Genomic DNA, 24859 nt, shown 5'->3' with positions numbered 1-24859 from the left:
CTTGAAAGCCATGCCTTATTCAAAAATATCCCGGTTAATGCCGAATATTAGCGCAATTATTACGATTGACACAGCACGATGGCGTGTTAACGTATTTTGAATTCAAAATACAAAAACAAGGAGACACCCATGCTGAAGCTTGATTTCCACCCCGCCGGCCGTCACTTTCTGCAAATCCCTGGTCCGAGCCCGGTTCCGGATCGCATCCTGCGAGCCATGAGCTATCCCACCATAGATCACCGTGGCCCGGAATTCGGAGAGCTGGGGCTTAAAGTGCTGGATGGCATCAAAAAGATCTTCAAGACCCGTCATCCTGTCGTTATCTACCCCGCGTCAGGCACCGGCGCCTGGGAAGCGGCGCTGTGCAACACACTGAGCGCTGGCGACGAAGTATTGATGTTTGAAACCGGCCATTTCGCCACCCTCTGGCAGAAAATGGCACTGAGTCTGGGCCTCAAGCCGCAATTCATCGGCCGGCCTGGAATCGAAGGCTGGCGCGGTGGGGTTGATGCGCAAATGATCGAAGAGCATCTGCGCGCCGACAGCAGTCACCGCATCAAGGCAGTTTGCGTCGTGCATAACGAAACCAGCACGGGTGTGACCTCGGATATCGCTTCCGTTCGCAAGGCCATCGACGCCGCCGGTCATCCCGCGCTGCTGTTGGTGGATACCATTTCCGGCCTCGCATCAGCCGACTATCGGCATGATGAATGGGGTGTAGACGTCACTGTCTCCGGTTCGCAAAAAGGTCTCATGCTCCCGCCGGGCATCAGCTTCAACGCCCTGTCCCCAAAAGCCGTGGAGGCCAGCAAAACAGCAGGTCTGCCGCGCAGTTTCTGGGCCTGGGACGAAATCGTTGAAATGAACAAGACCGGCTATTGGCCGTATACCCCCAACACCAACCTGCTGTACGGATTGTCCGAGGCCCTCGACATGATTCTCGGCGAAGGGCTGGACAATGTGTTTACCCGCCACAACCGCCTGGCCCATGCCTGCCGCACAGCCGTGAATGCCTGGGGCCTGGAAATCCAGTGCGCCGATCCGAGCGTGTACAGCCCCGTGTTGACCGGCGTGATGACACCCGATGGCATCGACGCCGATGTCGTACGCAAGACTATCTACGAGCGCTTCGACATGTCCCTGGGAACAGGCCTGGGCAAGATGAAAGGCCGCATGTTCCGCATCGGCCACTTGGGTGACTGCAATGATCTGATGCTGATGGCCACGCTGACCGGCTGCGAAATGGGCTTGCAAATGGCCGGGGTGAAACTGCAGTCCAGTGGCGTACTGGCGGCCATGGATTACCTGGGAGGGCAATCCGTGCCACTGCGGCGCGAATGATGTGAAAGGATCTGCGGCATCTGCCGCAGCTCCCCTGATCCGACTAACTATCCCGAATCATCGCGTTTGTCAGCGTGAACAATAAGAAACTGGAGATAGAACATGAAGTTTTTACGTCTGCGCCCCACTACGGTGGTGCTATTCATGCTGTGCGCCATGTATTTCATTACCTACCTGGACCGCGTCAATGTCAGTACGGCAGCGGTCGGTTTCGGTAAGGAATTCAATCTGACCAAAACGGAGATTGGCATCGTCTTCTCTGCTTTTGCGTATCCCTACTTGGTATTTCAGATCATCGGCGGCTGGGTCAGCGACCGATTCGGCGCCAAGCGAACGCTGGTGGTGTGCGGGCTGATCTGGGCCAGCGCCACCGTGTTGACCGGTCTCGCGGGTGGCTTAGTCTCTCTCATCGTCGCGCGGGTGCTCCTTGGCCTTGGCGAAGGTGCCACCTTTCCTGCAGCAACGGCGGCGATGTCACGTTGGGTACCTAAGGAGAAACGCGGATTTGCACAAGGCATCACCCATGCCTTCGCGCGTCTTGGCAATGCCCTGGCCCCGGCGGCGATGATCGCGGTCATGGCGACCTATGGTTGGCGAGAATCGTTCTACGTCTGCGCGGGTATCAGCTTCGTCTGGGTGGCGGTTTGGGCGTTGGTCTTCACGGAGCTGCCAAAGGATCATCCGCGCATCTCGCAACAAGAGCTGGCTGTGTTGCCGCCACCCAAGGTCAAGAGTAAGGAGCCTCTGGCCTGGGGACGTCTGTTCAAACGCATGGCGCCGGTGACGATCGTCTACTTCTGCTACGGATGGACGCTTTGGTTGCTGCTGAGCTGGGTACCGATGTACTTCATGAACATGGGCCTTGATCTGAAGGGCACCGCGATCTTCGCCTCCACGGTGTTCTTTGGCGGTGTCGTTGGCGACACCTTGGGAGGCATCGTCAGTGACCGCATCTACGCCCGAACCAAAAATCTGAACAAGGCACGCAGCCTGATGGTCGCGATCTGCCTCGGGCTGACGCTGCTGTCCCTGGTACCGCTGATGTTCACCAAGGATATACACATCTCCCTGGCGTGCCTGGCCATCGGTTTCTTCTTCTCCGAGATGACGATCGGCCCGATGTGGGCTATCCCGATGGACATCGCGCCTGATCATTGCGGTACCGCCAGCGGCATGATGAACACGGGGTCGGCCATGGCGGCTATCGTCAGTCCAGTGGCGGCCGGATTCTTGATCGACAAATTCGGCAACTGGCAGCTGCCGTTCCTGGTCAGCATCATCCTGCTGGCTATTGGCGTGATTCTGTCCTTCCGCATGAAGCCGCAGAACAAGTTCGAGTATGTGAAAGCGCCCCTGCCGTCGACAACTGATGCGCAAACCGCATCTGTCATCAGTAAATAACTTGCAGCTACCCCCCCGCCTGCGGGCGGGGTCTTGAACAATGGAGCGAACACCTTGAACACAACATCCAACCCTTCGCGCCTGGCGCAACTGCTCGTCGACGCGCAACGAGAGCGCAGCCCGTTGGGCGAGCTCGACAACGACTTGTACCCTGCCGATATGGCCGCCGCCTACCTTACTCAGAAGGAGATTTTTCGCCTGCGCGGGGTCGAACCCGGCGGCTGGAAGATTGGCTCGAAATCCCATACCGGACCGATCCAGGGTTCACCGCTGCCACGGGACTGCCTGTTTCCATCTGCCAGCCAGTTCGATCGTGCCGCTTACGCGCCGGTTGGCCTGGAATTGGAAATCGCCTTTCGCTTCAACCGTGCCTTCAGCCCTCGTGATCAGGCGTACAGCGAAGATGAGGTCATGGCCGGCATTGGTGAAATGGCTGCAACCATCGAAATCGTTTCCAGCCGCTTTGCCGCTTGGCCGCGGATCGAACCCCTGACCCAATTGGCAGACCTGCTTAACCATGGCGCCCTGGTGGTTGGCGAGTTCGTCCCTTACGAAGCAGGTTTCGATTTCGTTCATCCCGAGCTCGAACTGACGTTGGGCGGCAACAGCATCGTGCCAGCGGCGGTCGCCAACCCGGCGGGCGATCCGCGACGACTGCTGCCGTGGCTGGTCAACCATCACACCCGTCAGGGATTGACCCTGCCCCAGGATTTTGTCATTACGACGGGTTCCTACACCGGTATGTTCTTCGCCGAAGGCCCTGGTCAGGTGGACGGGCAGATTGGCGGTTTGGCTGCACTATCGCTGACGCTGGTCTAGCGGCACCCCGGTCGGCTGTAGCCCTCCTTGAGGAAAGCACAGACGGCCGGCTTTTCCATCCGCGATTCAAAGACATGAATCTTTCAAGAATCGGCATAGGGGACGGCCTTCATAGGCCGCGCCCGTGTATCGTAAGCGTCCTACCAAGGCACGTCCGTATGCGGTTAAAGCGAAAACGTGAAAGTACGACACTCATCGATAGGAGCTAACGTGATGGTTGCGGATTGGAATGGTCAGGTAGCGCTAGTCAGTGGAGCCGGTAGTGAACAGGGAATTGGCATCGCGATTGCGAAACGTCTGGGCAGCTTGGGCGTCAAGTTGATCGTCACCGGTAGCAGCGCTCGGATCAATGATCGAGTGGCCGAACTACGTGCTGCGGGGTTTGAAGCCGAGGGCCGTTCGACAAACCTGTGTGAGGAGTCTCAAGTACTGGAGTTTACGAGTTGGGCTGAATCAGTTTGGGGGCGGATCGATATTCTCGTGAACAATGCCGGCATGGCCTCACAAGGCCACCCAGAGCCTTTTGCCGATTTAGCGAGTATGAGTTTGGAAACCTGGAATCTTTCAATCACACGCAACCTGACAACGGCTTTTCTGCTGACCCGTGCAGTTTTGCCTGGGATGCGGCGCAGGGGCTATGGCCGTATCGTCAATATCAGCTCCACTACTGGTACTCGGGCCGGCAATCCGGGAGAAGCCGCTTACGCTGCTGCTAAAGCGGGAATGATAGGTATGAACATGAGCCTGGCCCTTGAGGTTGCGGGGTACGGAATCACAGTGAATTCGGTTGCGCCCGGATGGATTGCCACAGGTTCGAGCACTCCTGATGAGTTGGAAGCAGGGCGGTATGTCCCGATCGGTCGAGCCGGTCGTCCAGAAGAGGTCGCCGCAGCTGTTACCTTTCTTGCGTCACCTGAGTCCAGTTACATCACTGGGGAGGTACTTGTCATCGACGGTGGCAATTGCTTGGTGGAGAACAAGGCCTTTAAGAAATAACCGGAAAGTCCACTGCCCTTGATGCAGGTAATCAGGACGGCGCAGCCGAGAGATTTATCGACTACTGGATGGGTGTCGGGATCTGCAACCGATCCCACAGCACAACGCAAGCAATCCATCACCGGGTCATTGCACAAGAAATTCTTTATGGATGTCGATAGCTAATCGATTGATTGGCTCTATGACAACCCCTTCTATTACTGATTGGACGTCTCCACTTCGCACGCTTAAATTCCCCAGTCGTAATAGCTCTTAGCCACCAACCAACCTCACACGCCGATCACGGACCTCCCATGGAAAAAACTGTCTCTTTAGCGATGCGTATAGGGCTGGGTTTCACTTCCGTTCTCTCGTTGTTTGTTTTAGTGACCGCCGTTGGCATCCAGCGCGTGGGATTTATTGACGGTACTTTGAAAGAAGTAGGCGAAAAATCGGCCCTGATACAGCGCTATGCAATCAACTTTCGGGGAAGCGTTCATAACCGGGCAATCGCAATTCGCGATGCGGTGCTGGTGAACAACGATCAGGATCTGATTCTCCATTCGAACGAAATCGCCAAGTTGAGCAAAGACTACGAAGAATCTGCGGGGCCAATGGATCGTCTCTTTGCCGAAAAAAACGTTACGCCTGAAGAAAAACGTTTGCTTCAGGAAATCAAAGACATCGAAGCCAAGGCCGTGCCATCAACAGCTCGAGTAATAGCCCTGCGTCGTGGCAATGATGTGCCTGATGCGCAGGCCCTGCTGCTCGCCGAAACCTCCGCTCTCTACTCCGAATGGCTAAAGCGAGTGAACGCGCTGATAGATTTCGAAGAGGCGTCAATCAAGGAAAGGCTGGACAGCGTGCAAACGGCCGCCAGCGCCTTCGCGCTGTTGATGATCCTCGCCAGCGCGGTGGCCATCTTGCTTAGCATCGGGGTGTCTGTAGTGATCATCAAGTATGTGAAATCGACTCTTGGAGCGGAACCTGAAGAGGTGGCCGACGCGATTCGCCGGCTCGCGGATGGTGAATTGAATCAGTCGATTCTCACATCTCATCCCAATAGCGTCATGGGCATACTGAGGAGCGCGTTGGCAAGGCTCGGCGACACAATAACCGAGGTTCGAATCGCCGCCCAGGAGTTGCGGCACTCCTCCGTCATTATGCTGTCAGCGTCCAGCGATAACAGGCAACAAATCAGCCTGCAAACAAATGAAGCCCAACACATCGCAACGGCAATAAAACAAATGGCCGCTTCGGTCAGCCAGGTTTCGGGATACGCATCCACAGCATCCAAAGCGACAATAATGGCCGACACAGAAGTCGAAATCGGCTACCGCATGGTGGGTGAGGTGACTGTGGCTATCGAAGAGTTGACGGCGATCCTTGAGCAAGCGACCGAGACGGTCAACCAGGTATCCAGTGACAGCGAAAACATTGAAACAGTGATTGAAGTGATTAACGCGATCGCCGCGCAAACCAATTTGCTGGCGCTCAATGCTGCCATCGAAGCAGCAAGGGCGGGTGAGCATGGACGCGGTTTTGCGGTTGTCGCGGACGAGGTCCGGTCACTTGCGACACGTACCCAGGAGTCCACTCAGGAGATCCGCGAGATGATTGGCCGGCTTCAGAGCGGCACTCAAAACGCCGCCGAAGTCATGCAGCGCAGCCGTGACTTAGCGCATACGACGGTCGAGCAGACCCGCGATTCGCAAGCGGCACTCAGCAAAATCAGTAAGGAAGTGGGTGCTATAAATGATATGAACGCACAAATCGCAACCGTCTCTGTTCAGCAAAGCGCTGTGGCCGAAGAGGTCGCGCAGAATGTCACTCGCATTCACGGTTCGACTGTTCAGTCGGCGGCCGGGTCTCAAGTGGTAGAAATATCGAACCAGGAACTGGCGGAACTGGCCGATCGGCTGACCACGAAAATGGCTTTTTTCAAAGTGGCATCACCGGCGGGCTAAAAGACGCATGTGACGCAATGGCGGGTGTGGGGCACCTGACGATCAAGGTTGTCGCGATTCCAGGGAGGAATAGGCCCGCCCAGCGTCCATGAAGCCGCTCGTGATGCGGCTCGGCGTATTGCACCTAAGCCCGCGTATCAGCGCTCTCGCCACGAACTTAAAAAGTTCGAATGCTGTCAGCCCACCTCAAGCGCACCCTGAAATTTGATCGCTTTCGACTACGTGGCATGAGTCGTTAGCTTACGGCGGGACTTTCCCCCGCAAGATTGTGCCCATGCTCGGCGCACAACAAAAGCCCCCGGCCTTTCGGCCAGGGGCTTTGTCAGCAACCTGAATCCCGCCAGATTGGCGGGATTCTTTTTGACTCAAGGTTTACTCGGGGCGTCGTACGTATTGTCGATAAACCGGCTGCCAGAAATGCTGCTCGATGGCTGCCTGCAATACCTCCTCGGACATGGGCGGGGCAACGCTGTCGCGCTGGGCTGCCATGCCAACCGCGAAGGCGATACGTTTGCTCACGGCCTGGACATCGCGCAACGCAGGCAGCATCTGCCCTGCCCCGGCGCTCTCGGCCAGCGCTTGAGCCGAGGCCATCAGCATACCGTCAGTGATGCGTGTCGCCTTGCTGGCGATCGCCCCCAAGCCAATGCCGGGGAAGATGTAGGAGTTATTGCACTGGGCAATGGGAAAGGTTTTGCCCAACAGCTCGATCGGCAAAAACGGACTGCCAGCGGCTACCAAAGCCTGCCCCTCGGTCCATTGCAGGATGTCCTTGGGATGCGCTTCGATCTGAGAGGTCGGGTTGGACAACGGCATGATAATCGGTTGCGGACAATGGGCATGCATCGTCTCGATGATCTGCTGGGTGAACAGACCGGCCTTGCCAGATACGCCGATCAACACAGTGGGTTTGGCGTTACTCACCACCTCCTGCAGCGACGGCCAGTCACCGTTGAAATCCCAGTGTGCGAGCGACTCGCTGGGGTGAGCCAGGCGTTGCTGGAAATCGTAGAGGTCGGGCTGGCGATCGGTCAGCAAACCTTTGCTGTTAAGCAGGTACACCCTGCTGCGTGCCAGGGGCTCGCTCAGTCCTTCCAACTGCATGGCAGCAATGATCTGCTCGGCAATGCCGCACCCAGCCGATCCAGCACCGACAAAGGCGACCGTCTGTTCGGACAGGCGCTGGCCCTTGACCTTGCAGGCCGCCAGCAAGGTACCGACGGTCACGGCGGCGGTGCCCTGAATGTCGTCGTTGAAGCAGCACAGCTGATCGCGATAGCGCGCCAGCAATGGCATGGCATTGGTCAGGGCAAAGTCTTCGAACTGCAAAATCGCTTCGGGCCAGCGGCGTTGTATGCCCTCTACAAAAGCCTGCAGGAACTGATCATATTCAGCCCCACGGATGCGCTCTTCCCGTAGGCCGAAGTACAAGGGGTCCGCCAGCAGCTGCGGATTGTTAGTCCCCACGTCGAGAACCACCGGTAGCGTGTAGGCCGGACTGATGCCACCGCAAGCGGTATACAGTGACAGCTTGCCGATGGGAATGCCCATGCCGCCGACACCTTGGTCGCCAAGCCCCAGGATGCGCTCGCAATCACTGACAACGATGACCTTTACATTATCCTTGGTGACATTGTTGAGAATTTCGTCTATGCGCTCGCGGTCGGCAATGCTGATGAACAATCCACGATGGCTGCGGTAGATTCGGGAGAATTCCTGACAGGCTTTACCGACGGTGGGCGTGTAGATAATCGGCAACATTTCATCGAGATGGTCATCGACCACCCGATAGAAAAGGGTTTCGTTAGAGTCCTGGATCGAACGCAACAGGATGTGTTTGTCCAGATCGGTCGCGCAACCCTGGAACTGCTGGTAAGCGCGCTGGGCCTGCTGATCGATCGTTTCGACCTGCTGCGGAAGCAACCCTCGCAAATGCAAGGCGTCACGCTCTTGCAGGTCAAACGCCGTACCTTTGTTAAGAAGCGGAGTTCCCAACAGAGTAGGACCTTGGAAAGGGATTTGTAGCGGGCGATCGATGGGACTATTCATTTCGTTCTCCTGCACTTATTGAATTTTGAATTCAATATACACTTTTGATGCCGAATTCCAAGACACGCCGTTTATTGACTAGGGGAGAGAGATATCCAGGAAATGAAGATGACCCCCGCCCCGCCTCAACTGTGCCAACATCCATACCAGCCATATTGCTCGGACACTTCCAGGTCGGTCTGATACAGATCCGAAAGGTTATCGCTGGTCAGAATCTCGCTCTTGGGGCCGTCGGCTACCACTTGCCCTTCGTTGATCAACACCACGCGATCAATCTCGGGAATTATTTCGTTGATGTGGTGAGTGGTGATAATCATCGCCCGACCTTCGCCACAAAAGCTGCGCATCAGCTTCAGCAAGCCCAGACTCGCCCCCATGTCGAGGCCACTGGTGGGCTCATCGAGGATCAACGCCTGCGGGTCGTGCACCAGCGCGCGGGCTAGTAAAAGGCGGCGTTTTTGCCCTGTGGACAGGCGCTGGAACATATGTTGCTCATCGACAGACATGCCCAGTTTTGCCATGAGATCTCGTGCCAGTGCGACCTGATCATCAGTGGGTTTTATATGATCATGTGCACCTATAGCGCCAAAAAAACCTGAGATGACAACATTCAGCGCCGAGGTATAAGGGGTGTAATCTTCCTGCAGGTCCTGCGAGACAAAGCCGATCTTGCTGCGCAGGCTCCAAAGGTTGACCCTTTCATCGCCAAACAGCTTGAGATAGCTGCCTGGCTTGTCGACGGGGTGGATCTCCCGAGTCATCAGTTTCAACAGTGTGCTTTTGCCTGCCCCGTTAGGGCCGAGGATGGCGACGCGTTCGTTGTAACCGATTTTCAGTGAGATCCGATCAAACACTTGGGTCTGTTGTTGATAGGCGGTGACTTGGTTCAACTCGATCATCGTTTTGCCTTTATGAGCGGTTGGTCTCTTGCTGCGGGCAACGACCTGTTTGTGTTGGTTGGAGGCAGGCAGAGCAAGGGGGGAACGAGGCGAGCAAGTTCCCCCTTTAGTTGTTACGAGACGCCAATGACGCAAAGCATGGGAATGATCAGTTACAGGACTTCGCGGGACGGCTGGCCATCCACCAGGCGTTGGATGCGCAGTGGATTAGCGTTCTTCAACGCATCTGGCAGCAGGCTGTCCGGATAGTTCTGGAAGCACACCGGACGCAAAAAACGGTCAATGGCCAAGGTGCCCACCGAGGTGCCGCGCGCATCCGACGTCGCCGGATACGGCCCGCCATGGACCATCGAATCGCAGACTTCCACACCGGTCGGGAAACCATTGAGCAAGATCCGCCCGACCTTCTGCTCCAGCAACGCCGTCAGCTCACCGAACTGCACGAAATCCGCCGATTCGCCAATGATCGTCGCCGTCAGCTGACCGTGCAGGCCGTTCAACGCGGCACTGAGTTGCGCCTGATCGGCCACTTCGACGACCACCGTGGTCGGGCCAAACACTTCCTCTTGCAACACTTCATCGCCGTTGATCAACAGGCTGACATCGGCCTTGAACAGTTGCGGCTGGGCCTGATTGCCTTGTTGCGCACTGCCGGCCAGGTGCTCGATGTCAGGATGCGCGAGGAGCTTCTGCAAGCCTTGGCCATAACTGCTCAAGGTCCCGGCATTGAGCATGGTTTGCGCCGGCTGATCACCCATCAACCCGGCCACTTGCTGCACGAATGCACTGAACTGCGGCGAACGAAGGCCGATCACCAGACCCGGATTGGTGCAGAACTGACCACAGCCCTGAACCACGGAAGCGGTCAGGTCCCGGGCGATGGTTTCAGCGCGAACTTCCAGCGCCTGCGGCAACACGATCACCGGGTTGATGCTCGACATCTCGGCGAACACCGGGATTGGCTGTGGCCGTGTTGCCGCCATGTCGCACAACGCTCGGCCACCCTTGAGTGAACCGGTAAAGCCTACTGCCTGAATCGCCGGGTGCTTGACCAGCGCTCCGCCAACCCCGCCGCCGTAGATCATGTTGAACACACCGGCAGGCATGCCGGTTTTGTCTGCGGCGCGGATGATGGCCTCGGCGACGAGTTCAGCCGTAGCCATGTGGCCGCTGTGGGCCTTGACCACTACAGGGCAGCCGGCGGCCAACGCCGAAGCGGTGTCGCCGCCTGCGGTGGAAAACGCCAACGGAAAGTTACTGGCGCCAAACACGGCAACCGGTCCGAGGCCGATGCGGTACTGGCGAAGATCTGGACGCGGCAGCGGTTTGCGCTCGGGCAATGCCTGATCGATGCGCGCACCATAGAAATCACCGCGACGCAGCAAGTTGGCGAACAGGCGCATCTGACCGCTGGTGCGGCCGCGCTCGCCTTGAATGCGTGCGGCGGGCAATGCGGTTTCGCGGCAGACCAACGCGACAAAGTCATCACCGAGAGCGTCCAGTTCATCGGCGATGGCGTCGAGGAATTCGGCACGTTTGGCGGCACTCAGGCTGCGGTAGACCGGATAGGCGCCAGCGGCCGCCAGTGCGGCACGGTCGACCTCTTCAAAAGTGGCCTGGTGGAAACTGTAAGGCAGGTGTTCGCCCGTGCTGGCATCAACACTTTTGACGATGATGGTGCCGGCCGCGGCGCGCTGGCCGCCGATGAAGTTGTGCCCAAGAATCTGGGTCATAAGAGTCTCCTTAAAGGGTGCCGACGGTGCCGGGCTGGAAGGCCGCTTCGACGGTTGCAATGCCGTTGATCAACGGCGCGCCAAATTCGGTCTGGCTGATCTCGAACACGTCACCCGGTTGCGTGCGGATGCCGTCGGCGAAGGACAGGGTCGCGGTGCCGAAGAAGTGAATGTGCACGTCACCGGGACGCAGGAACTGGCTGTACTTGAAATGGTGGTACTCGAGGTTCGCAAGGCTGTGGCACATGTTGGCTTCGCCACTCAGAAACTCGTTCTGCCACAGCACCTTACCGTCACGCAGAATGCGACTGCTGCCGGCCAGGTGCTGCGGCAGTTCGCCGACCCGAAGTTCCGGGCCATAACTGCAGCTGCGCAATTTCGAATGGGCCAGGTAGAGGTAGTTCGTGCGCTCCATCACGTGGTCGGAAAACTCGTTGCCCACCGCGAAACCGAGGCGATACGGTTTACCGTCCTGACCGATGACATAGAGACCGCTGATCTCGGGCTCTTCACCGGCATCTTCGGCGAATGGCGGCAGCGGGAACGGTTGGCCCGGGCGCACGACGATGCTGCCGTCGCCCTTGTAGAACCACTCCGGTTGCGCGCCAGCCTGCCCCGCTGCCGGTTGCCCACCCTCCACGCCCCACTTGAAGATGCGCATGGAGTCGGTCATCGCAGCTTCGTCGCCGGCCTGCTGATGCATTTTGTCTCGGGCCGAGGCGCTGCCCAGATGGGTCAGGCCGGTACCGCTGACCAACATGTGCGCCGGGTCCGGGTGATCCAGCGGCGGCAGGATCCGCAACTTGGCCAGCAGCTCGGCATAGTCGTGACTGATGCCCAGGCCCAGGGTTTGCACCTGTTGCTCAAGGTTGACGCCCGCCTCGATCGCCGCCAGTGCCAGGTCACGCACGGTGCGCGCGTCCTGGACTTCACGCACCAGACCGTCCTCGACCACGCCGACGCGGCGCTCGCCATTACTCAATTCGAACTGAACCAAACGCATGATTTTCTCCTGTAAACAAACTCGAAAACACCGCAAAACCAATGTGGGAGCGGGCTTGCTCGCGAAGGCGGTGTGTCAGTCACCATTGATGTTGAATGTGACGACCTCTTCGCGAGCAGGCCCGCTCCCACATTTGATTGGGGTTAACCTTCAGATTTATGTGCGGGTAGCGCCACGGGCGCTGGCAGCGAACTGATCGGCCGGCAGTACGTGCTTGCGCTCCAACAGGCGATAGACCACGCCGGTCAGCACCAAACCGAACACCATCACGCCGGACAAGAAGTACAGCCCCGACGCCAGGCTACCGGTGTACTCCTTGAGGGCGCCGATCACGAACGGGCCAATATAGCCACCGAGGTTGCCCACCGAGTTGATCAAGGCGATCCCGGCCGCCGCACTGGCGCCGGCAAAGAAACGACCCGGCAAGGTCCAGAACACCGCGGTGCAGGAAAACAGCGCGAATGCCACCAGGCACAGGGCCGCCAGTTGCAGCACCGGCACCGTCAGCCAGGCGCTGAGGAACAGGCCGATGGCACCCAACACGTACAGCACCGCCAAGTGGCCGTAGCGATCATTCAAGCGGTCGGAACTGCGCGGAATAATCAGCAAACCGATGATCCCGAAGATGTACGGCACCGACGACACAAAACCGGTTACCAGATCAGTGCCGCCAAACTGTTTGATCAGCGTCGGCAACCACAAGCCCAGGCCGTAGATGCTCAGGGTCACCGGCAGATAGAACAGCGCCAGCAGCAACACGCGTTTGTCCTTGAGGGCGTGCAACGGGTTGCCGTGGCGAGTCTGGCCGTAGGCTTCCAGGTCTTTTTTCAGCTCACCGGTCAGCCAGTCCTTTTCCGACTGGTCCATCCATTTCACTTGTTGCGGACCATCAGGCAGCCAACGCAGCACGGGCCAGGTCAGCAGGATCGCCGGGGTGCCAATGACGATGAACAGCCACTGCCAACCGTGCAGACCGAGGGTGCCGTCCATGCCGAGCAAACCGCCGGACACCGGGCCGGTGATCAACATCGCGATGGGTTGGGAAAGGATGAACAGCCCGAGGATCTTGCCGCGATGGCGAATCGGAAACCATTGGGTGATGTAGTAGAGAACGCCCGGAAAGAACCCGGCCTCGGCCGCACCGAGCAGAAAGCGCATCAGATAAAAGCTGTGCGGCCCCTGGACGAAGGCCATGCCGATGGTGATGGCGCCCCAGGTGATCATGATCCGCGCAAACCAGCGTCGCGCGCCGAAGCGATCGAGCATCAGGTTGCTGGGGATTTCCAGCAGGAAGTAGCCAATGAAAAACAGCCCGGCACCCAAACCGTAAGCCGCGTCGCCGATGCCGATGTCGGCGCCCATGTGCAGCTTGGCGAACCCCACGGCGGAGCGATCCACATAGGCGATCAGGTACAGCAGGATCAGGAAGGGAATCAGTTTCAGCGTGATGCGACGAATAAGCCGCAATTCCTGGCTCATGAGATCGGTCTCCGATTGTTTTTATAGAACCTCGGGGGACGCCTCTCGCACAAAATCGCCAGGGTCATCCCTCCGTCGAAACGACTATATAGTAATACTAATTTATCAACAACACTTCCAAACAGTCGAATTTGCGCTTATGTTACGGCTCATTATGAACAATATAGTCATACAATAAGAGGCCTATCATGTCTGATAAGAAACCCACCCTGCGCTCCGCCCAATGGTTTGGCACCGCCGACAAGAACGGTTTCATGTACCGCAGCTGGATGAAGAATCAGGGTATCGCCGACCACCAGTTCCACGGCAAACCGATCATCGGTATCTGCAACACCTGGTCGGAATTGACCCCGTGCAACGCGCATTTCCGCCAGATTGCCGAGCACGTCAAACGTGGGGTGATCGAGGCAGGTGGCTGGCCGGTGGAGTTCCCGGTGTTCTCCAACGGCGAATCCAACCTGCGTCCGACCGCCATGTTCACCCGCAACCTGACGAGCATGGACGTTGAAGAAGCGATTCGCGGTAACCCGATTGACGGTGTTGTGCTGCTGACCGGTTGTGACAAAACCACCCCGGCATTGTTGATGGGTGCAGCCAGTTGTGACGTGCCGGCGATCGTCGTCACCGGCGGGCCAATGCTCAACGGCAAGCACAAGGGCCAGGACATCGGTTCGGGCACCGTGGTCTGGCAGCTCAGTGAACAGGTGAAAGCGGGCACCATCACCCTCGACGATTTCCTCGCGGCCGAGGGCGGCATGTCCCGTTCGGCCGGCACCTGCAACACCATGGGCACCGCGTCGACCATGGCCTGCATGGCCGAAGCACTGGGCACGTCCCTGCCCCATAACGCGGCGATTCCTGCCGTCGATGCGCGTCGTTATGTGCTGGCGCACATGTCCGGCATGCGCGCGGTGGAGATGGTTCGTGAAGACTTGAAGCTGTCGAAGATCCTGACCAAGGAAGCCTTCGAAAACGCTATCCGCGTGAACGCCGCCATCGGCGGCTCGACCAACGCGGTGATCCACTTGAAAGCCATCGCCGGCCGTATCGGCGTGGAACTGGATCTGGACGACTGGACCCGCATCGGTCGCGGCATGCCGACCATCGTCGACCTGCAACCATCCGGGCGTTTCCTGATGGAAGAGTTCTACTACGCCGGTGGATTGCCCGCGGTGCTGCGCCGCCTCGGCGAAGCCAACCTGATTCCGCATCCAAACGCCTTGACCGTCAATGGCAAGACCCTCGGCGAGAACACCAAGGACGCGCCGATCTACGGCCAGGACGAAGTGATCCGTACCCTCGACAACCCGATCCGCGCCGACGGTGGCATCTGCGTGCTGCGCGGCAACCTGGCACCACTCGGTGCCGTGCTGAAACCGTCCGCCGCCACTGCCGAACTAATGCAGCACCGCGGCCGTGCCGTGGTGTTCGAGAACTTCGACATGTACAAGGCACGGATCAACGATCCGGAACTGGACGTCGATGCCAACTCGATTCTGGTGATGAAAAACTGCGGTCCGAAGGGTTATCCGGGCATGGCCGAAGTCGGCAACATGGGCTTGCCGGCCAAACTGCTGGCCCAGGGCGTGACCGATATGGTGCGGATTTCCGATGCGCGCATGAGCGGCACGGCGTACGGCACTGTCGTTCTGCACGTGGCCCCGGAAGCGGCGGCTGGCGGACCTTTGGCGGTGGTGAAGGAAGGCGACTTTATTGAGCTTGATTGCGCCAGCGGCCGTCTGCATCTGGACATTCCGGACGCGGAACTAGCGGCGCGCATGGCGGATCTGCAACCGCCGCAAAACCTGATCGTGGGCGGTTATCGTCAGCTCTACATCGACCATGTGCTGCAGGCGGACCAGGGGTGTGATTTCGATTTCCTGGTCGGTTGCCGCGGCTCCGAAGTACCCCGCCACTCCCACTAATCACACCCATCCCCTGTGGGAGCGAGCTTGCTCGCGAAAGCGGTTTATCATTCAACATCTTCGTTGTCTGACACTCCGCTTTCGCGAGCAGGCTCGCTCCCACATTGATTTTCACCCGCCTCAAGATTGCGCCACGCCTGCTATCATGCGCCCCCCTCCATCGCACAGGATCGCGCCGCTTCCCATGGATTACCGCAAACCCTCCGACCGCAAAAGCATGCACTCGCGCATCGTCCAGGAACTGGGCATGCAGATCGTCTCGGGACGTTTCAAGCCAGACGACAAACTGCCCGCCGAAGCCCTGCTGTGCGAGGAGTACGCCGTCAGCCGGCCGGTGCTGCGCGAAGCCACCCGGGTGTTGGTCGCCAAGGGGCTGGTGTATTCCCGTCCGCGGGTCGGCACCGTGGTCAAACCGCGCCGGGAATGGCACATGCTCGACCCGGACGTGCTGCACTGGCTGATGCAAAGCAGCCCGCAGAACGAGTTTTTCAATCTGCTGACTAGCGTGCGCAGCATCATCGAACCGGCTGCGGCCGCCCTCGCCGCGCAGTTCGCCACCGACGAGGACATCGCCTCCATCGGTGAAGCGTACCAACGCATGGAGGCCGCACCGACCCCCGAAGCGCTGCTGCAACCGGACCTGGACTTCCACAGCCGAATCGCCTACGCGACCCATAACGACTTGCTGGCGAATCTTTGCAACATGCTCTCGGTGGCGATTACCGAAGCGTTGAAGCATTCCAACCAGCGGCCGAATCTGCATGAGCTGGCGTTGCCACGGCATAAGGCGATTCTGACGGCTATCGAAAACCGCGATGCGTTGGGTGCGCAACATGCGACGTTGGTGCAGCTCGATGATGCGCGCAGTGCATTGAGGGTGGTGTTGGTTCCTGACGAAGCAATAGCCTCGTCGCTCTAGCTCCTGCCCCACAGAAAACCAACACTCAAAGTGGGTGTGACTTTTCCCAGTAACCAGCTGAGTTATATAAAGTTTTAAGATACTCGATAAAAAAACGTACTTTGGCTGGTAAATAGCGTTGCTGGGGGTACACCGCCTGAATGTCGTAATTGGGCAAAGCAAACTCATCTAGAACCGTTACCAGTTCACCCCGCTTGAGCTCTCCTTGAATTTCCCACGTTGAGCGCCAACCAATACCGAGCCCCTGACGTATCCAGGCGAAAAGCAATTCACCGTCATTGCAAGCAACGTTACCACTGACTTTCATCGCTACCAGTCGGCCATCGCGCAAGAACGTCCAGCCCCGTTGCTGGCCACCCTGCAGGTTGAAGGCCAAGCAATTGTGCTGTGCCAAATCCTCCAGCGTTTGCGGTGCACCATGCTTGGCGAAATAGTCTGGCGTACCGCAAACCACCCTCCAATTGGGGAAAAGCTTGATCGCCACGTAGTTGGGGTCAGTGACTTCTCCGATACGAATACTCATATCGTACCCCTCACTGACCAGGTCAATCACGCTGTCCGTAAAGTTGAAGGATAACTTGAGATCTGGAAAACGCTGCTGGAAGGCAAAGACATGAGGGGCAATATGCTGTCGTCCAAAAGCAGCCGGAGCGGACACCACCAAGTGGCCGCTGACGGTGGTGCTTCTGTTGCTGATGCTTGACTCGACCTCGTCGAATTCGCGCATCAGATGCTTGGCCCCTTCCAGTAACTGCTCTCCCGCCTCAGTCAACTTCAGGCCTCGCGTGGAGCGATGCATCAACTTGACGCCCAAGCGTTTTTCTAGCGCATCAAGTCGTCGACCAAGGATGGCTGGCGTCACCCCCTCATTTAGTGCAGCGGCGGCAAAGCTGCCCTTATGGGCGACCTGAACAAAACTGTGTAGCTCGGTATAACGACCCATCGATACCTCATGTATCGGCAGAAACCGATTTATGACTATTCAACTCAATAATAACCTCCTGCATGCTGAGATCCGTCAATAAAAATACCGACCAGCCTGAAGGAGGCAACAATGGCCAAAATGAGAGCAATCGAGGCTGCAGTGTTGGTGATGCGTCGCGAAGGTGTCGACACCGCTTTTGGCATTCCCGGTGCAGCCATCAACCCGCTGTACGCCGCACTGAAAAAAATCGGCGGTGTTGATCACATTCTGGCACGTCACGTGGAAGGTGCCTCCCACATGGCTGAAGGTTACACGCGCACCAACGCAGGCAATATCGGCGTTTGCATCGGCACCTCTGGCCCCGCGGGTACCGACATGGTCACCGGTTTGTACTCAGCCTCGGCCGACTCCATTCCCATCCTCTGCATCACTGGTCAAGCGCCCCGTGCCCGTATGCACAAGGAAGACTTCCAGGCAGTCGATATCACCAGTATCGTCAAACCTGTCACCAAGTGGGCAACCACCGTGATGGAACCTGGCCAGGTACCTTATGCCTTCCAGAAAGCCTTCTATGAGATGCGCTCCGGTCGCCCAGGTCCCGTATTGATCGATCTACCATTCGATGTACAGATGGCAGAGATCGAGTTTGATATTGATGTTTATGAACCACTGCCATTGTCCCGGCCTTCCGCTACTCGAGGTCAGGCCGAAAAGGCATTGGCAATGCTCAACGACGCTGAGCGCCCGTTAATCGTTTCTGGTGGTGGCGTAATCAATGCTGATGCCAGTGCCAAGCTTGTGGAGTTCGCGGAGCTGACCGGTGTACCTGTGGTTCCTACCCTGATGGGCTGGGGCACAATTGCGGACGACCACAAGTTGATGGTTGGCATGGTCGGCTTACAGACCTCGCATCGCTACGGCAACGCCACCTTACTCGCGTCTGACTTGGTATTCGGCATTGGTAATCGTTGGGCCAACCGCCACACTGGCTCAGTCGATGTGTACACCGAAGGTCGACGCTTCATTCACGTCGATATCGAACCCACTCAGATCGGCCGAGTATTCACCCCAGACCTGGGTATCGTTTCAGATGCCGGCGCAGCCTTGGACATGTTCTTGACTGTGGCTCGTGAATGGAAAACTGCTGGCAAACTGAAAGATCGCAACGCGTGGGTAAATGCTTGCCGTGACCGCAAGCGCACTCTTCAACGCAAGACTCATTTTGATAACGTGCCGATCAAGCCTCAGCGCGTTTACGAAGAAATGAATGAATTCTTCGGCAAAGACACCTGCTACGTCAGCACCATTGGCTTGTCGCAGATTGCTGGCGCGCAGTTCCTGCATGTCTACAAGCCGCGGCACTGGATCAACTGTGGCCAGGCTGGCCCACTCGGCTGGACTATTCCTGCGGCATTGGGTGTGGTCAAAGCCGATCCAACCCGCCAAGTTGTAGCACTGTCTGGCGACTATGATTTCCAGTTCATGATCGAGGAATTGGCCGTCGGCGCTCAGTTCAACCTGCCCTATATTCATGTCCTGGTGAACAACTCCTACCTGGGATTGATCCGCCAGGCACAGCGCAACTTTGACATCGATTTCTGTGTGCAGCTTTCGTTCGACAACATCAACGCTCCAGAGCTGAACGGCTACGGCGTCGATCATGTGGCAGTCGTTGAGGGACTGGGATGCAAGGCCATTCGCGTGCGCGATCCAAATGACTTGCAGGCCGCATTTGCTCACGCCAGGGAACTCATGCACCAGCATCGGGTGCCCGTGGTTGTGGAAATCATTCTTGAACGCGTGACCAACATCTCCATGGGTACCGAGATCAACGCCATCAACGAGTTCGAGGATCTGGCGCTGAGCGGTGCCGATGCACCGACTTCCATTTTGCCTTTGAATTAACCCTTTCCCCTCTCTGACTTTATCTAGACCTCGACACAGGAGCATTCCATGCCCCGATTTGCAGCCAACCTATCCATGATGTTCACGGAAGTGGATTTTCTGGATCGTTTCACCGCCGTCGCTGAAGCTGGTTTCACCGGTGTTGAATACTTGTTCCCTTACGATTTCAGCTCCACCGAAATTAAGGAGAGACTCGAGAGCAACGGCCTTACCCAAGTGCTTTTCAATTTGCCCGCGGGGAATTGGGCCAAGGGAGAGCGCGGTATCGCCTGCCATCCCGACCGCGTTGAAGAGTTCCGGGCTGGCGTCGATTTGGCCATCGCTTATGCGCAGGTACTGGGCAATAAGCAACTCAACTGCCTGGCCGGTATCCGCCCTCATGGTGTGGACGCCAAGACAATCGAAAAGACCTTCGTGGCTAACCTCAAATATGCCGCTGACAAGCTGGAAACCGCGGGCATCAAACTTGTGATGGAAGCCATTAACACGCTGGATATTCCAGACTTCTTTTTGAACAACACACAGCAGGGACTCGACATCAGGAAAAAGGTCGGTAGTGCCAATCTTTTGCTGCAGTACGACATCTACCACATGCAGATTATGGAAGGTGACCTGGCCCGTACTATGTCCAACTATCTGGATGAAATTAACCACATCCAGCTCGCTGACAATCCGGGCCGCAATGAGCCTGGCACCGGTGAAATCAACTATCACTTCCTGTTCCAACTCCTTGACCGAATTGGCTATCAAGGCTGGGTCGGTTGTGAATACAAGCCAGCTACCACCACCCTTGCCGGCCTCGGCTGGCTGAAAACCCATAACGTGATCTAACGGAGATTTTACAGATGGCCAACATCGGATTTATTGGCACCGGCATCATGGGCAAGCCTATGGCTCAGAACCTGCAGAAAGCCGGCCACACCTTGTTCCTTTCCCAACACCACGGCCCGGCCCCGGCAGACTTGGTGGAAGCCGGTGCCATCGCTCTGTACAGCCCAAGGGAAGTGGCCCAGGAAGCCGAGTTCATCATCGTCATGGTCCCGGACACCCCGCAGGTCGATGACGTGCTGTTGCGCAAGGACGGTGTGGTCGAAGGTGTTGGTGCTGGCAAGGTGGTGATCGACATGAGCTCCATCTCCCCCAGCGCCACCAAGGCCTTCGCCGAGAAGATCAAGGCCACCGGCGCTGACTACCTCGATGCCCCGGTATCCGGTGGTGAAGTGGGTGCCAAGGCCGCAACCCTGAGCATCATGGTCGGTGGCTGCCCGAACGCCTTCGAACGCGCCCTGCCGCTGTTTCAGGCCATGGGCAAGAACATCACCCGTGTAGGTGGTAACGGCGACGGCCAGACCGCCAAGGTGGCCAACCAGATCATCGTCGCCCTGAACATCCAGGCCGTTGCCGAGGCCCTACTGTTTGCCTCGAAGAACGGTGCCGATCCGGCCAAGGTACGTGAGGCTCTGATGGGCGGCTTCGCCGGCTCCAAGATCCTGGAAGTCCACGGTGAGCGTATGATCAAGGGCACCTTCGAACCGGGCTTCCGCATCAGCCTGCACCAGAAGGACCTCAACTTGGCACTGTCCGGTGCCCGCGAACTGGGCCTGAACCTGCCGAACACCGCCAATGCCCAGCAAGTGTTCAGCACCTGCGCGGCCCTCGGCGGCAGTAATTGGGACCACTCCGCCCTGATCAAGGGCCTGGAGCACATGGCCAACTTCTCGATTCGCGAGGAGTAAAGCGTTACCCCCTGCAAGGCCGTATCAGGCTTTTCCCGCCCTGACTGCGGGAGGCCTGGACCTTACCGGTGGGCCCCTTTCGATCTTCCCGACCTGAGGTGACACGGAGCCAAGGGCCGGAAAGGTCGAATCCAGTCCAGAGCCGCCTATCCAGGGGCGCCCCCCATGCCGATTATTTCCACCCCTCCAGTCGCATGGTAGCGCGAACCAGGCGCTGTTCTTCTTGCTCGATCTCGTGAAGGTTATCTCGCACGCTGTGGATGTGCTCGCGAGCGGCTCGCTGGGCCTGCTCCGGCAACTGCTCAATCACCGCCTGGTGGAGCCGCGTGTGCTGACGGTCGATCTGCCGTTTCTGCGCAGGCCGGCAGTAAAGATTGTTTACCGATGCGAAGACGGTACTGAGCATTAGATCGCTGAGCGACTGAAGGGTATGCACCAGGACAGGATTGTGCGAGGCCTCGCTAATTGCTCGGTGGAATGCGTGGTCGCGCCGTGCATGCTCTCGCGGATCATGTGATTGCAGGTTCTCGTGAGCGGCGACCATCTCGTCATATCGCCGTTTGATGAGCAATCGGTCGACATCGGTAGCTCGCAATGCCGCGAGGCGTGCTGACTCCCCTTCGAGTAACGCTCGCACCTCCAACAGATCGAAAAGTGTGCGCGGCTGCGAACTGAACAGGTGCATCAATGGCGTTGTGTTATCTGCTCGACTCAAGTCCGCGACGAACGAGCCGCGCCCCTGTTCGGTATCGACAATGCCGCGCCCGCGCAGCACTCGCAGTCCTTCACGCAGCGCCGAGCGAGAGCAGCCCAGTTTCTCCACTAAACGCCGCTCAGAGGGCAGCGCTTGGCCAGCCTTGAGGACGCCATCAACGATCAGCCTTTCGATGCGTTCTGCTACCTGATCGGCAATCTGCGGCTTGCCTTGCTTACTTGAGTCGGAACGCACCATCAGAGCACTCCCTCAACTGGTAGGACCAGTCGGTGATAGCTTGAAATTTTATGATCGAATTATATTTAGGGAGCCCCGTTTATTCTACGTAAATAAGCAAAAGACTAGAAAAACTGGTAGGACCAGTTCGATTACCCATCGACTCGACACCTCACAAATGAGCACTCTGGTTGTCCTCGGTTTAGTGAGCCTGACTCGGTATACGTCTTAGTCTTCAGGCACACCCGAGGGCTGGTTCCGAGAACAACAAGAACAACTCTGTGTGAGCCTTATGAACCTATTTTATGACGAGCGTGTCGATGGTGCTCTGCCCAGAGTCGACAAGGCTGCTTTGCTTTCCGAGCTGCGCAAAGCCTTGCCTGATCTGGAGATCCTGCACAGCCAGGAAGACCTGAAACCTTATGAGTGTGACGGTCTGTCTGCCTACCGTGCGGTGCCACTGCTGGTGGTCCTTCCCAAGCGCATCGAGCAGGTGCAAGAACTGCTCAAGCTTTGTCACGCCCGCCAAGTGCCAATTGTTGCCCGAGGCGCCGGCACCGGTCTGTCGGGCGGAGCCCTTCCGCTGGAACAAGGCATTCTCCTGGTGATGGCGCGCTTTAACAGGATCATCGAAGTGAACCCGCAAGGCCGCTTCGCACGGCTCCAGCCAGGCGTGCGCAACCTGGCGATTTCCCAGGCGGCGTCGCCATACAACCTGTACTACGCGCCGGACCCGTCCTCACAGATTGCTTGTTCCATTGGCGGCAACGTTGCGGAAAACGCCGGTGGCGTGCACTGCCTGAAGTACGGCCTGACCGTGCACAACCTGCTCAAGGTGGACATTCTCACTATCGAAGGTGAACACCTGACTCTTGGCAGCGATGCTTTGGACACTCCCGGGTTCGACCTGTTAGCGCTGTTTACAGGTTCGGAAGGCATGTTGGGGATTGTTACTGAAGTCACCGTCAAACTGCTTCCCAAACCGCAAGTGGCGCGCGTGCTGTTGGCTAGCTTCGACTCGGTGGACAAGGCTGGCCGAGCGGTGGGCGACATCATCGCCGCCGGCATCATCCCTGGTGGTCTGGAGATGATGGACAATCTGTCGATTCGCGCCGCCGAAGACTTCATCGGTGCGGGGTACCCGTTGGATGCTGCGGCCATCCTGCTGTGCGAACTGGACGGTGTCGAAACCGATGTGCAGGACGACTGTGAACGGGTAGAGGCGGTGCTCAAGCGCGCCGGTGCAACCGAAGTTCGCCTGGCCCGCGATGAGGCTGAGCGCATTAAGTTCTGGGCCGGGCGCAAGAATGCATTTGGGGCGGTTGGCCGTATTTCCCCGGATTACTACTGCATGGATGGCACGATCCCGCGTCGCGAGCTTCCTCGGGTACTCAACGGCATCGCGAAACTGTCCGAGGAGTACGGACTGCGCGTGGCTAACGTGTTTCATGCCGGTGACGGCAACATGCATCCGCTGATCCTCTTCGATGCAAATGTCCCAGGTGAACTGGAACAAGCTGAAGCCATTGGAGGCAAGATCCTCGAACTTTGCGTCGAAGTCGGTGGCAGCATCACCGGCGAGCACGGGGTCGGGCGCGAGAAGATCAACCAGATGTGCGCCCAGTTCAACAGCGACGAGCTGACCCTGTTCCACGCAGTGAAGGCGGCCTTCGATCCGAAAGGCCTGCTCAATCCTGGCAAGAACATCCCGACCCTACAGCGCTGCGCCGAATTCGGCTCGATGCACATACACCACGGCAAGCTGCCTTTCCCTGAACTGGAGCGTTTCTGATGCGACACGATCACGACGCCAGCTCAGCGCTGCTGGAACAGGTTAACTACGCCCTCTATAAACGTACCCCACTGCGAATCCAGGGCAGCAACAGCAAAGCCATGCTCGGCTGCCCAGTGAGCGGCGAGGTGCTTGACACCCGCAGCCATCGCGGCATCGTCAGCTACGATCCGACCGAGCTAGTGCTGACCGCCCGGGCCGGCACACCGCTCGTAGAGATTGAGGCCGCGCTGGAATGCGCCGGGCAGATGTTGCCCTGCGAACCACCGCACCTAGGCGTAGGCGCCACCGTCGGTGGCATGGTCGCCGCCGGCCTGTCCGGCCCGCGGCGTCCCTGGGCTGGGGCGGTGCGCGACTACGTGCTCGGCACCCGGGTGATCACCGGTCACGGCAAGCTCCTGCGCTTTGGCGGCGAAGTCATGAAGAACGTCGCCGGTTACGACTTGTCACGCCTGCTGACTGGCAGTTTCGGTTGCCTGGGCGTGCTCACCGAGGTGTCACTCAAAGTACTGCCAAAGCCGCGCCGGTGCGCCAGCCTGCGCCTGGAGATGAACGTCCACCAAGCCCTCGAAAAACTCGCCGAATGGGGCCAGCAACCGACCCCCATCAGCGCCGCCAGCTACGACGGCGAGGCGCTGTACCTGCGACTGGAAGGCGGCGAAGGTTCGGTGGAGTCCACTAGCCTGCACCTCGGCGGTGAGGAAATCGACAGTGACTACTGGCTGGAACTGCGCGAACAGCGTCTGAACTTTTTCACCGATCCTGCACCGCTATGGCGCCTGTCGCTGCCGAACAACACCAGGCCGCTGGCCTTGCCCGGCAAGCAATTGATCGATTGGGGCGGCGCCCAGCGTTGGCTCAAGTCCGACGCTGATGCCGCACTGATCCGCCGCAGTGTCGCTGAAGTTGGTGGCCACGCCACCTGCTATGGCGCTGACGAAAACCCATTCCCACCTCTGGCTGCGCCGTTGCGGCTTTGCCACCACAACCTCAAGAAACAGCTCGACCCCCAGAGGATTTTCAACCCCGGTCGTATGTACGCAGAAGTCTGAGATCGAGC

The 24859-nt window shown here is 58.1% G+C and carries 18 protein-coding genes and 2 pseudogenes; 13 read left to right on the top strand and 7 right to left on the bottom strand.

The genetic code is table 11. The features are described 5' to 3' along the window. Positions 1-129 precede the first annotated feature (129 nt). The 6 genes and pseudogenes from ACRC4F_RS14755 to ACRC4F_RS14730 form a co-directional block, all read left to right on the top strand. Positions 130-1341, top strand: a complete 1212-nt coding sequence (locus tag ACRC4F_RS14755) for a pyridoxal-phosphate-dependent aminotransferase family protein (RefSeq protein WP_438659970.1) — start codon at positions 130-132, stop codon at positions 1339-1341. A 102-nt stretch (positions 1342-1443) separates the two neighbouring features. Further along, positions 1444-2742 carry an MFS transporter gene (locus ACRC4F_RS14750; protein WP_438659969.1) on the top strand — a complete coding sequence of 433 codons (1299 nt, stop codon included), beginning with the start codon at positions 1444-1446 and terminating at the stop codon, positions 2740-2742. A gap of 54 nt (positions 2743-2796) precedes the next feature. After that, complete coding sequence (locus tag ACRC4F_RS14745; protein ID WP_438659968.1) at positions 2797-3561, top strand: 2-keto-4-pentenoate hydratase; 765 nt, start codon at positions 2797-2799, stop codon at positions 3559-3561. 213 nt (positions 3562-3774) lie between these two features. Further along, complete coding sequence (locus ACRC4F_RS14740) at positions 3775-4557, top strand: SDR family NAD(P)-dependent oxidoreductase (RefSeq protein ID WP_438659967.1); 783 nt, start codon at positions 3775-3777, stop codon at positions 4555-4557. A 1424-nt stretch (positions 4558-5981) separates the two neighbouring features. Next, a pseudogene (locus ACRC4F_RS14735) lies at positions 5982-6503 on the top strand (methyl-accepting chemotaxis protein); the annotation flags it as partial. Between the two features lie 81 nt (positions 6504-6584). Continuing rightward, positions 6585-6736: pseudogene (locus ACRC4F_RS14730) on the top strand (IS5/IS1182 family transposase); the annotation flags it as partial. 139 nt (positions 6737-6875) lie between these two features. On the opposite strand, the gene ACRC4F_RS14725 reads toward ACRC4F_RS14730, so the two are convergent. From ACRC4F_RS14725 to ACRC4F_RS14705, 5 genes are all read right to left on the bottom strand, one after another. Next, positions 6876-8552, bottom strand: a complete 1677-nt coding sequence (locus tag ACRC4F_RS14725; protein ID WP_438659966.1) for an NAD-dependent malic enzyme — start codon at positions 8550-8552, stop codon at positions 6876-6878. A 125-nt stretch (positions 8553-8677) separates the two neighbouring features. Further along, on the bottom strand, positions 8678-9451 hold the full coding sequence (locus ACRC4F_RS14720) for an ABC transporter ATP-binding protein (RefSeq protein ID WP_201188514.1): 774 nt from the start codon (positions 9449-9451) through the stop codon (positions 8678-8680). A gap of 152 nt (positions 9452-9603) precedes the next feature. After that, positions 9604-11184: an aldehyde dehydrogenase (NADP(+)) gene (locus tag ACRC4F_RS14715; protein WP_438659965.1), complete on the bottom strand. Its 1581-nt coding sequence runs from the start codon at positions 11182-11184 to the stop codon at positions 9604-9606. 10 nt (positions 11185-11194) lie between these two features. Then, on the bottom strand, positions 11195-12187 hold the full coding sequence (araD1, locus tag ACRC4F_RS14710) for an AraD1 family protein (protein WP_438659964.1): 993 nt from the start codon (positions 12185-12187) through the stop codon (positions 11195-11197). Positions 12188-12343: 156 nt separating this feature from the next. Beyond that, positions 12344-13666, bottom strand: a complete 1323-nt coding sequence (locus ACRC4F_RS14705; protein ID WP_438659963.1) for an MFS transporter — start codon at positions 13664-13666, stop codon at positions 12344-12346. Between the two features lie 188 nt (positions 13667-13854). Between ACRC4F_RS14705 and ACRC4F_RS14700 the strand changes: the two genes are divergently transcribed. Both ACRC4F_RS14700 and ACRC4F_RS14695 read left to right on the top strand, forming a co-directional pair. Then, a complete protein-coding gene (locus ACRC4F_RS14700; protein WP_438659962.1) occupies positions 13855-15591 on the top strand; it encodes an IlvD/Edd family dehydratase in 1737 nt (578 codons plus the stop codon). A gap of 184 nt (positions 15592-15775) precedes the next feature. Further along, positions 15776-16510: a FadR/GntR family transcriptional regulator gene (locus ACRC4F_RS14695; protein WP_438659961.1), complete on the top strand. Its 735-nt coding sequence runs from the start codon at positions 15776-15778 to the stop codon at positions 16508-16510. A 25-nt stretch (positions 16511-16535) separates the two neighbouring features. Here ACRC4F_RS14695 and ACRC4F_RS14690 read toward each other — a convergent pair whose 3' ends face one another. Beyond that, entirely contained in the window at positions 16536-17453 is a 918-nt protein-coding gene (locus tag ACRC4F_RS14690; protein ID WP_438659960.1) for a LysR family transcriptional regulator, read from the bottom strand. Positions 17454-17564: 111 nt separating this feature from the next. Between ACRC4F_RS14690 and gcl the strand changes: the two genes are divergently transcribed. The 3 genes from gcl to ACRC4F_RS14675 are packed head-to-tail and all read left to right on the top strand — an operon-like array spanning position 17565 to position 21076. Then, the gene (gcl, locus tag ACRC4F_RS14685; RefSeq protein WP_438659959.1) at positions 17565-19340 is read left to right on the top strand and encodes a glyoxylate carboligase; all 1776 of its coding nucleotides are present in this window, start codon (positions 17565-17567) and stop codon (positions 19338-19340) included. 48 nt (positions 19341-19388) lie between these two features. Beyond that, entirely contained in the window at positions 19389-20171 is a 783-nt protein-coding gene (gene hyi, locus ACRC4F_RS14680; protein ID WP_438659958.1) for a hydroxypyruvate isomerase, read from the top strand. A gap of 14 nt (positions 20172-20185) precedes the next feature. After that, entirely contained in the window at positions 20186-21076 is an 891-nt protein-coding gene (locus tag ACRC4F_RS14675) for a 2-hydroxy-3-oxopropionate reductase (protein ID WP_438659957.1), read from the top strand. Between the two features lie 172 nt (positions 21077-21248). Here the strand turns inward: ACRC4F_RS14675 and glcC are convergent, their stop codons facing one another. Then, positions 21249-22028 (bottom strand): transcriptional regulator GlcC, encoded by a 780-nt coding sequence (glcC, locus tag ACRC4F_RS14670; RefSeq protein WP_438659956.1) that lies wholly within the window; start codon positions 22026-22028, stop codon positions 21249-21251. A gap of 271 nt (positions 22029-22299) precedes the next feature. On the opposite strand from glcC, the gene glcD reads away from it, so the two are divergent. Both glcD and glcE read left to right on the top strand, forming a co-directional pair. After that, complete coding sequence (gene glcD / locus ACRC4F_RS14665) at positions 22300-23799, top strand: glycolate oxidase subunit GlcD (RefSeq protein ID WP_438659955.1); 1500 nt, start codon at positions 22300-22302, stop codon at positions 23797-23799. Beyond that, on the top strand, positions 23799-24851 hold the full coding sequence (gene glcE, locus ACRC4F_RS14660; protein ID WP_438659954.1) for a glycolate oxidase subunit GlcE: 1053 nt from the start codon (positions 23799-23801) through the stop codon (positions 24849-24851). Before glcD ends, glcE begins: the two co-directional genes overlap by 1 nt. Positions 24852-24859: the final 8 nt, after the last annotated feature.

The organism is Pseudomonas sp. (genome assembly GCF_051660785.1).
GTDB lineage: Bacteria > Pseudomonadota > Gammaproteobacteria > Pseudomonadales > Pseudomonadaceae > Aquipseudomonas.
The sequence above is the reverse complement of the archived record's forward strand: the minus strand, read 5'-3'. Positions and strand labels throughout refer to the sequence as shown.

What these genes read in the sequence shown, in the direction of transcription:
- ACRC4F_RS14755 (WP_438659970.1), top strand. Translation starts at nt 130, where the DNA reads ATGCTGAAGCTTGATTTCCACCCCGCCGGCCGTCACTTTCTGCAAATC.
- ACRC4F_RS14740 (WP_438659967.1), top strand. Translation starts at nt 3,775, where the DNA reads ATGGTTGCGGATTGGAATGGTCAGGTAGCGCTAGTCAGTGGAGCCGGT.
- hyi (WP_438659958.1), top strand. Translation starts at nt 19,389, where the DNA reads ATGCCCCGATTTGCAGCCAACCTATCCATGATGTTCACGGAAGTGGAT.
- araD1 (WP_438659964.1), bottom strand. Translation starts at nt 12,187, where the DNA reads ATGCGTTTGGTTCAGTTCGAATTGAGTAATGGCGAGCGCCGCGTCGGC.
- gcl (WP_438659959.1), top strand. Translation starts at nt 17,565, where the DNA reads ATGGCCAAAATGAGAGCAATCGAGGCTGCAGTGTTGGTGATGCGTCGC.
- glcC (WP_438659956.1), bottom strand. Translation starts at nt 22,028, where the DNA reads ATGGTGCGTTCCGACTCAAGTAAGCAAGGCAAGCCGCAGATTGCCGAT.
- ACRC4F_RS14705 (WP_438659963.1), bottom strand. Translation starts at nt 13,666, where the DNA reads ATGAGCCAGGAATTGCGGCTTATTCGTCGCATCACGCTGAAACTGATT.
- ACRC4F_RS14675 (WP_438659957.1), top strand. Translation starts at nt 20,186, where the DNA reads ATGGCCAACATCGGATTTATTGGCACCGGCATCATGGGCAAGCCTATG.
- ACRC4F_RS14695 (WP_438659961.1), top strand. Translation starts at nt 15,776, where the DNA reads ATGGATTACCGCAAACCCTCCGACCGCAAAAGCATGCACTCGCGCATC.
- ACRC4F_RS14715 (WP_438659965.1), bottom strand. Translation starts at nt 11,184, where the DNA reads ATGACCCAGATTCTTGGGCACAACTTCATCGGCGGCCAGCGCGCCGCG.
- ACRC4F_RS14700 (WP_438659962.1), top strand. Translation starts at nt 13,855, where the DNA reads ATGTCTGATAAGAAACCCACCCTGCGCTCCGCCCAATGGTTTGGCACC.
- ACRC4F_RS14750 (WP_438659969.1), top strand. Translation starts at nt 1,444, where the DNA reads ATGAAGTTTTTACGTCTGCGCCCCACTACGGTGGTGCTATTCATGCTG.
- ACRC4F_RS14690 (WP_438659960.1), bottom strand. Translation starts at nt 17,453, where the DNA reads ATGGGTCGTTATACCGAGCTACACAGTTTTGTTCAGGTCGCCCATAAG.
- glcD (WP_438659955.1), top strand. Translation starts at nt 22,300, where the DNA reads ATGAACCTATTTTATGACGAGCGTGTCGATGGTGCTCTGCCCAGAGTC.
- glcE (WP_438659954.1), top strand. Translation starts at nt 23,799, where the DNA reads ATGCGACACGATCACGACGCCAGCTCAGCGCTGCTGGAACAGGTTAAC.
- ACRC4F_RS14725 (WP_438659966.1), bottom strand. Translation starts at nt 8,552, where the DNA reads ATGAATAGTCCCATCGATCGCCCGCTACAAATCCCTTTCCAAGGTCCT.
- ACRC4F_RS14720 (WP_201188514.1), bottom strand. Translation starts at nt 9,451, where the DNA reads ATGATCGAGTTGAACCAAGTCACCGCCTATCAACAACAGACCCAAGTG.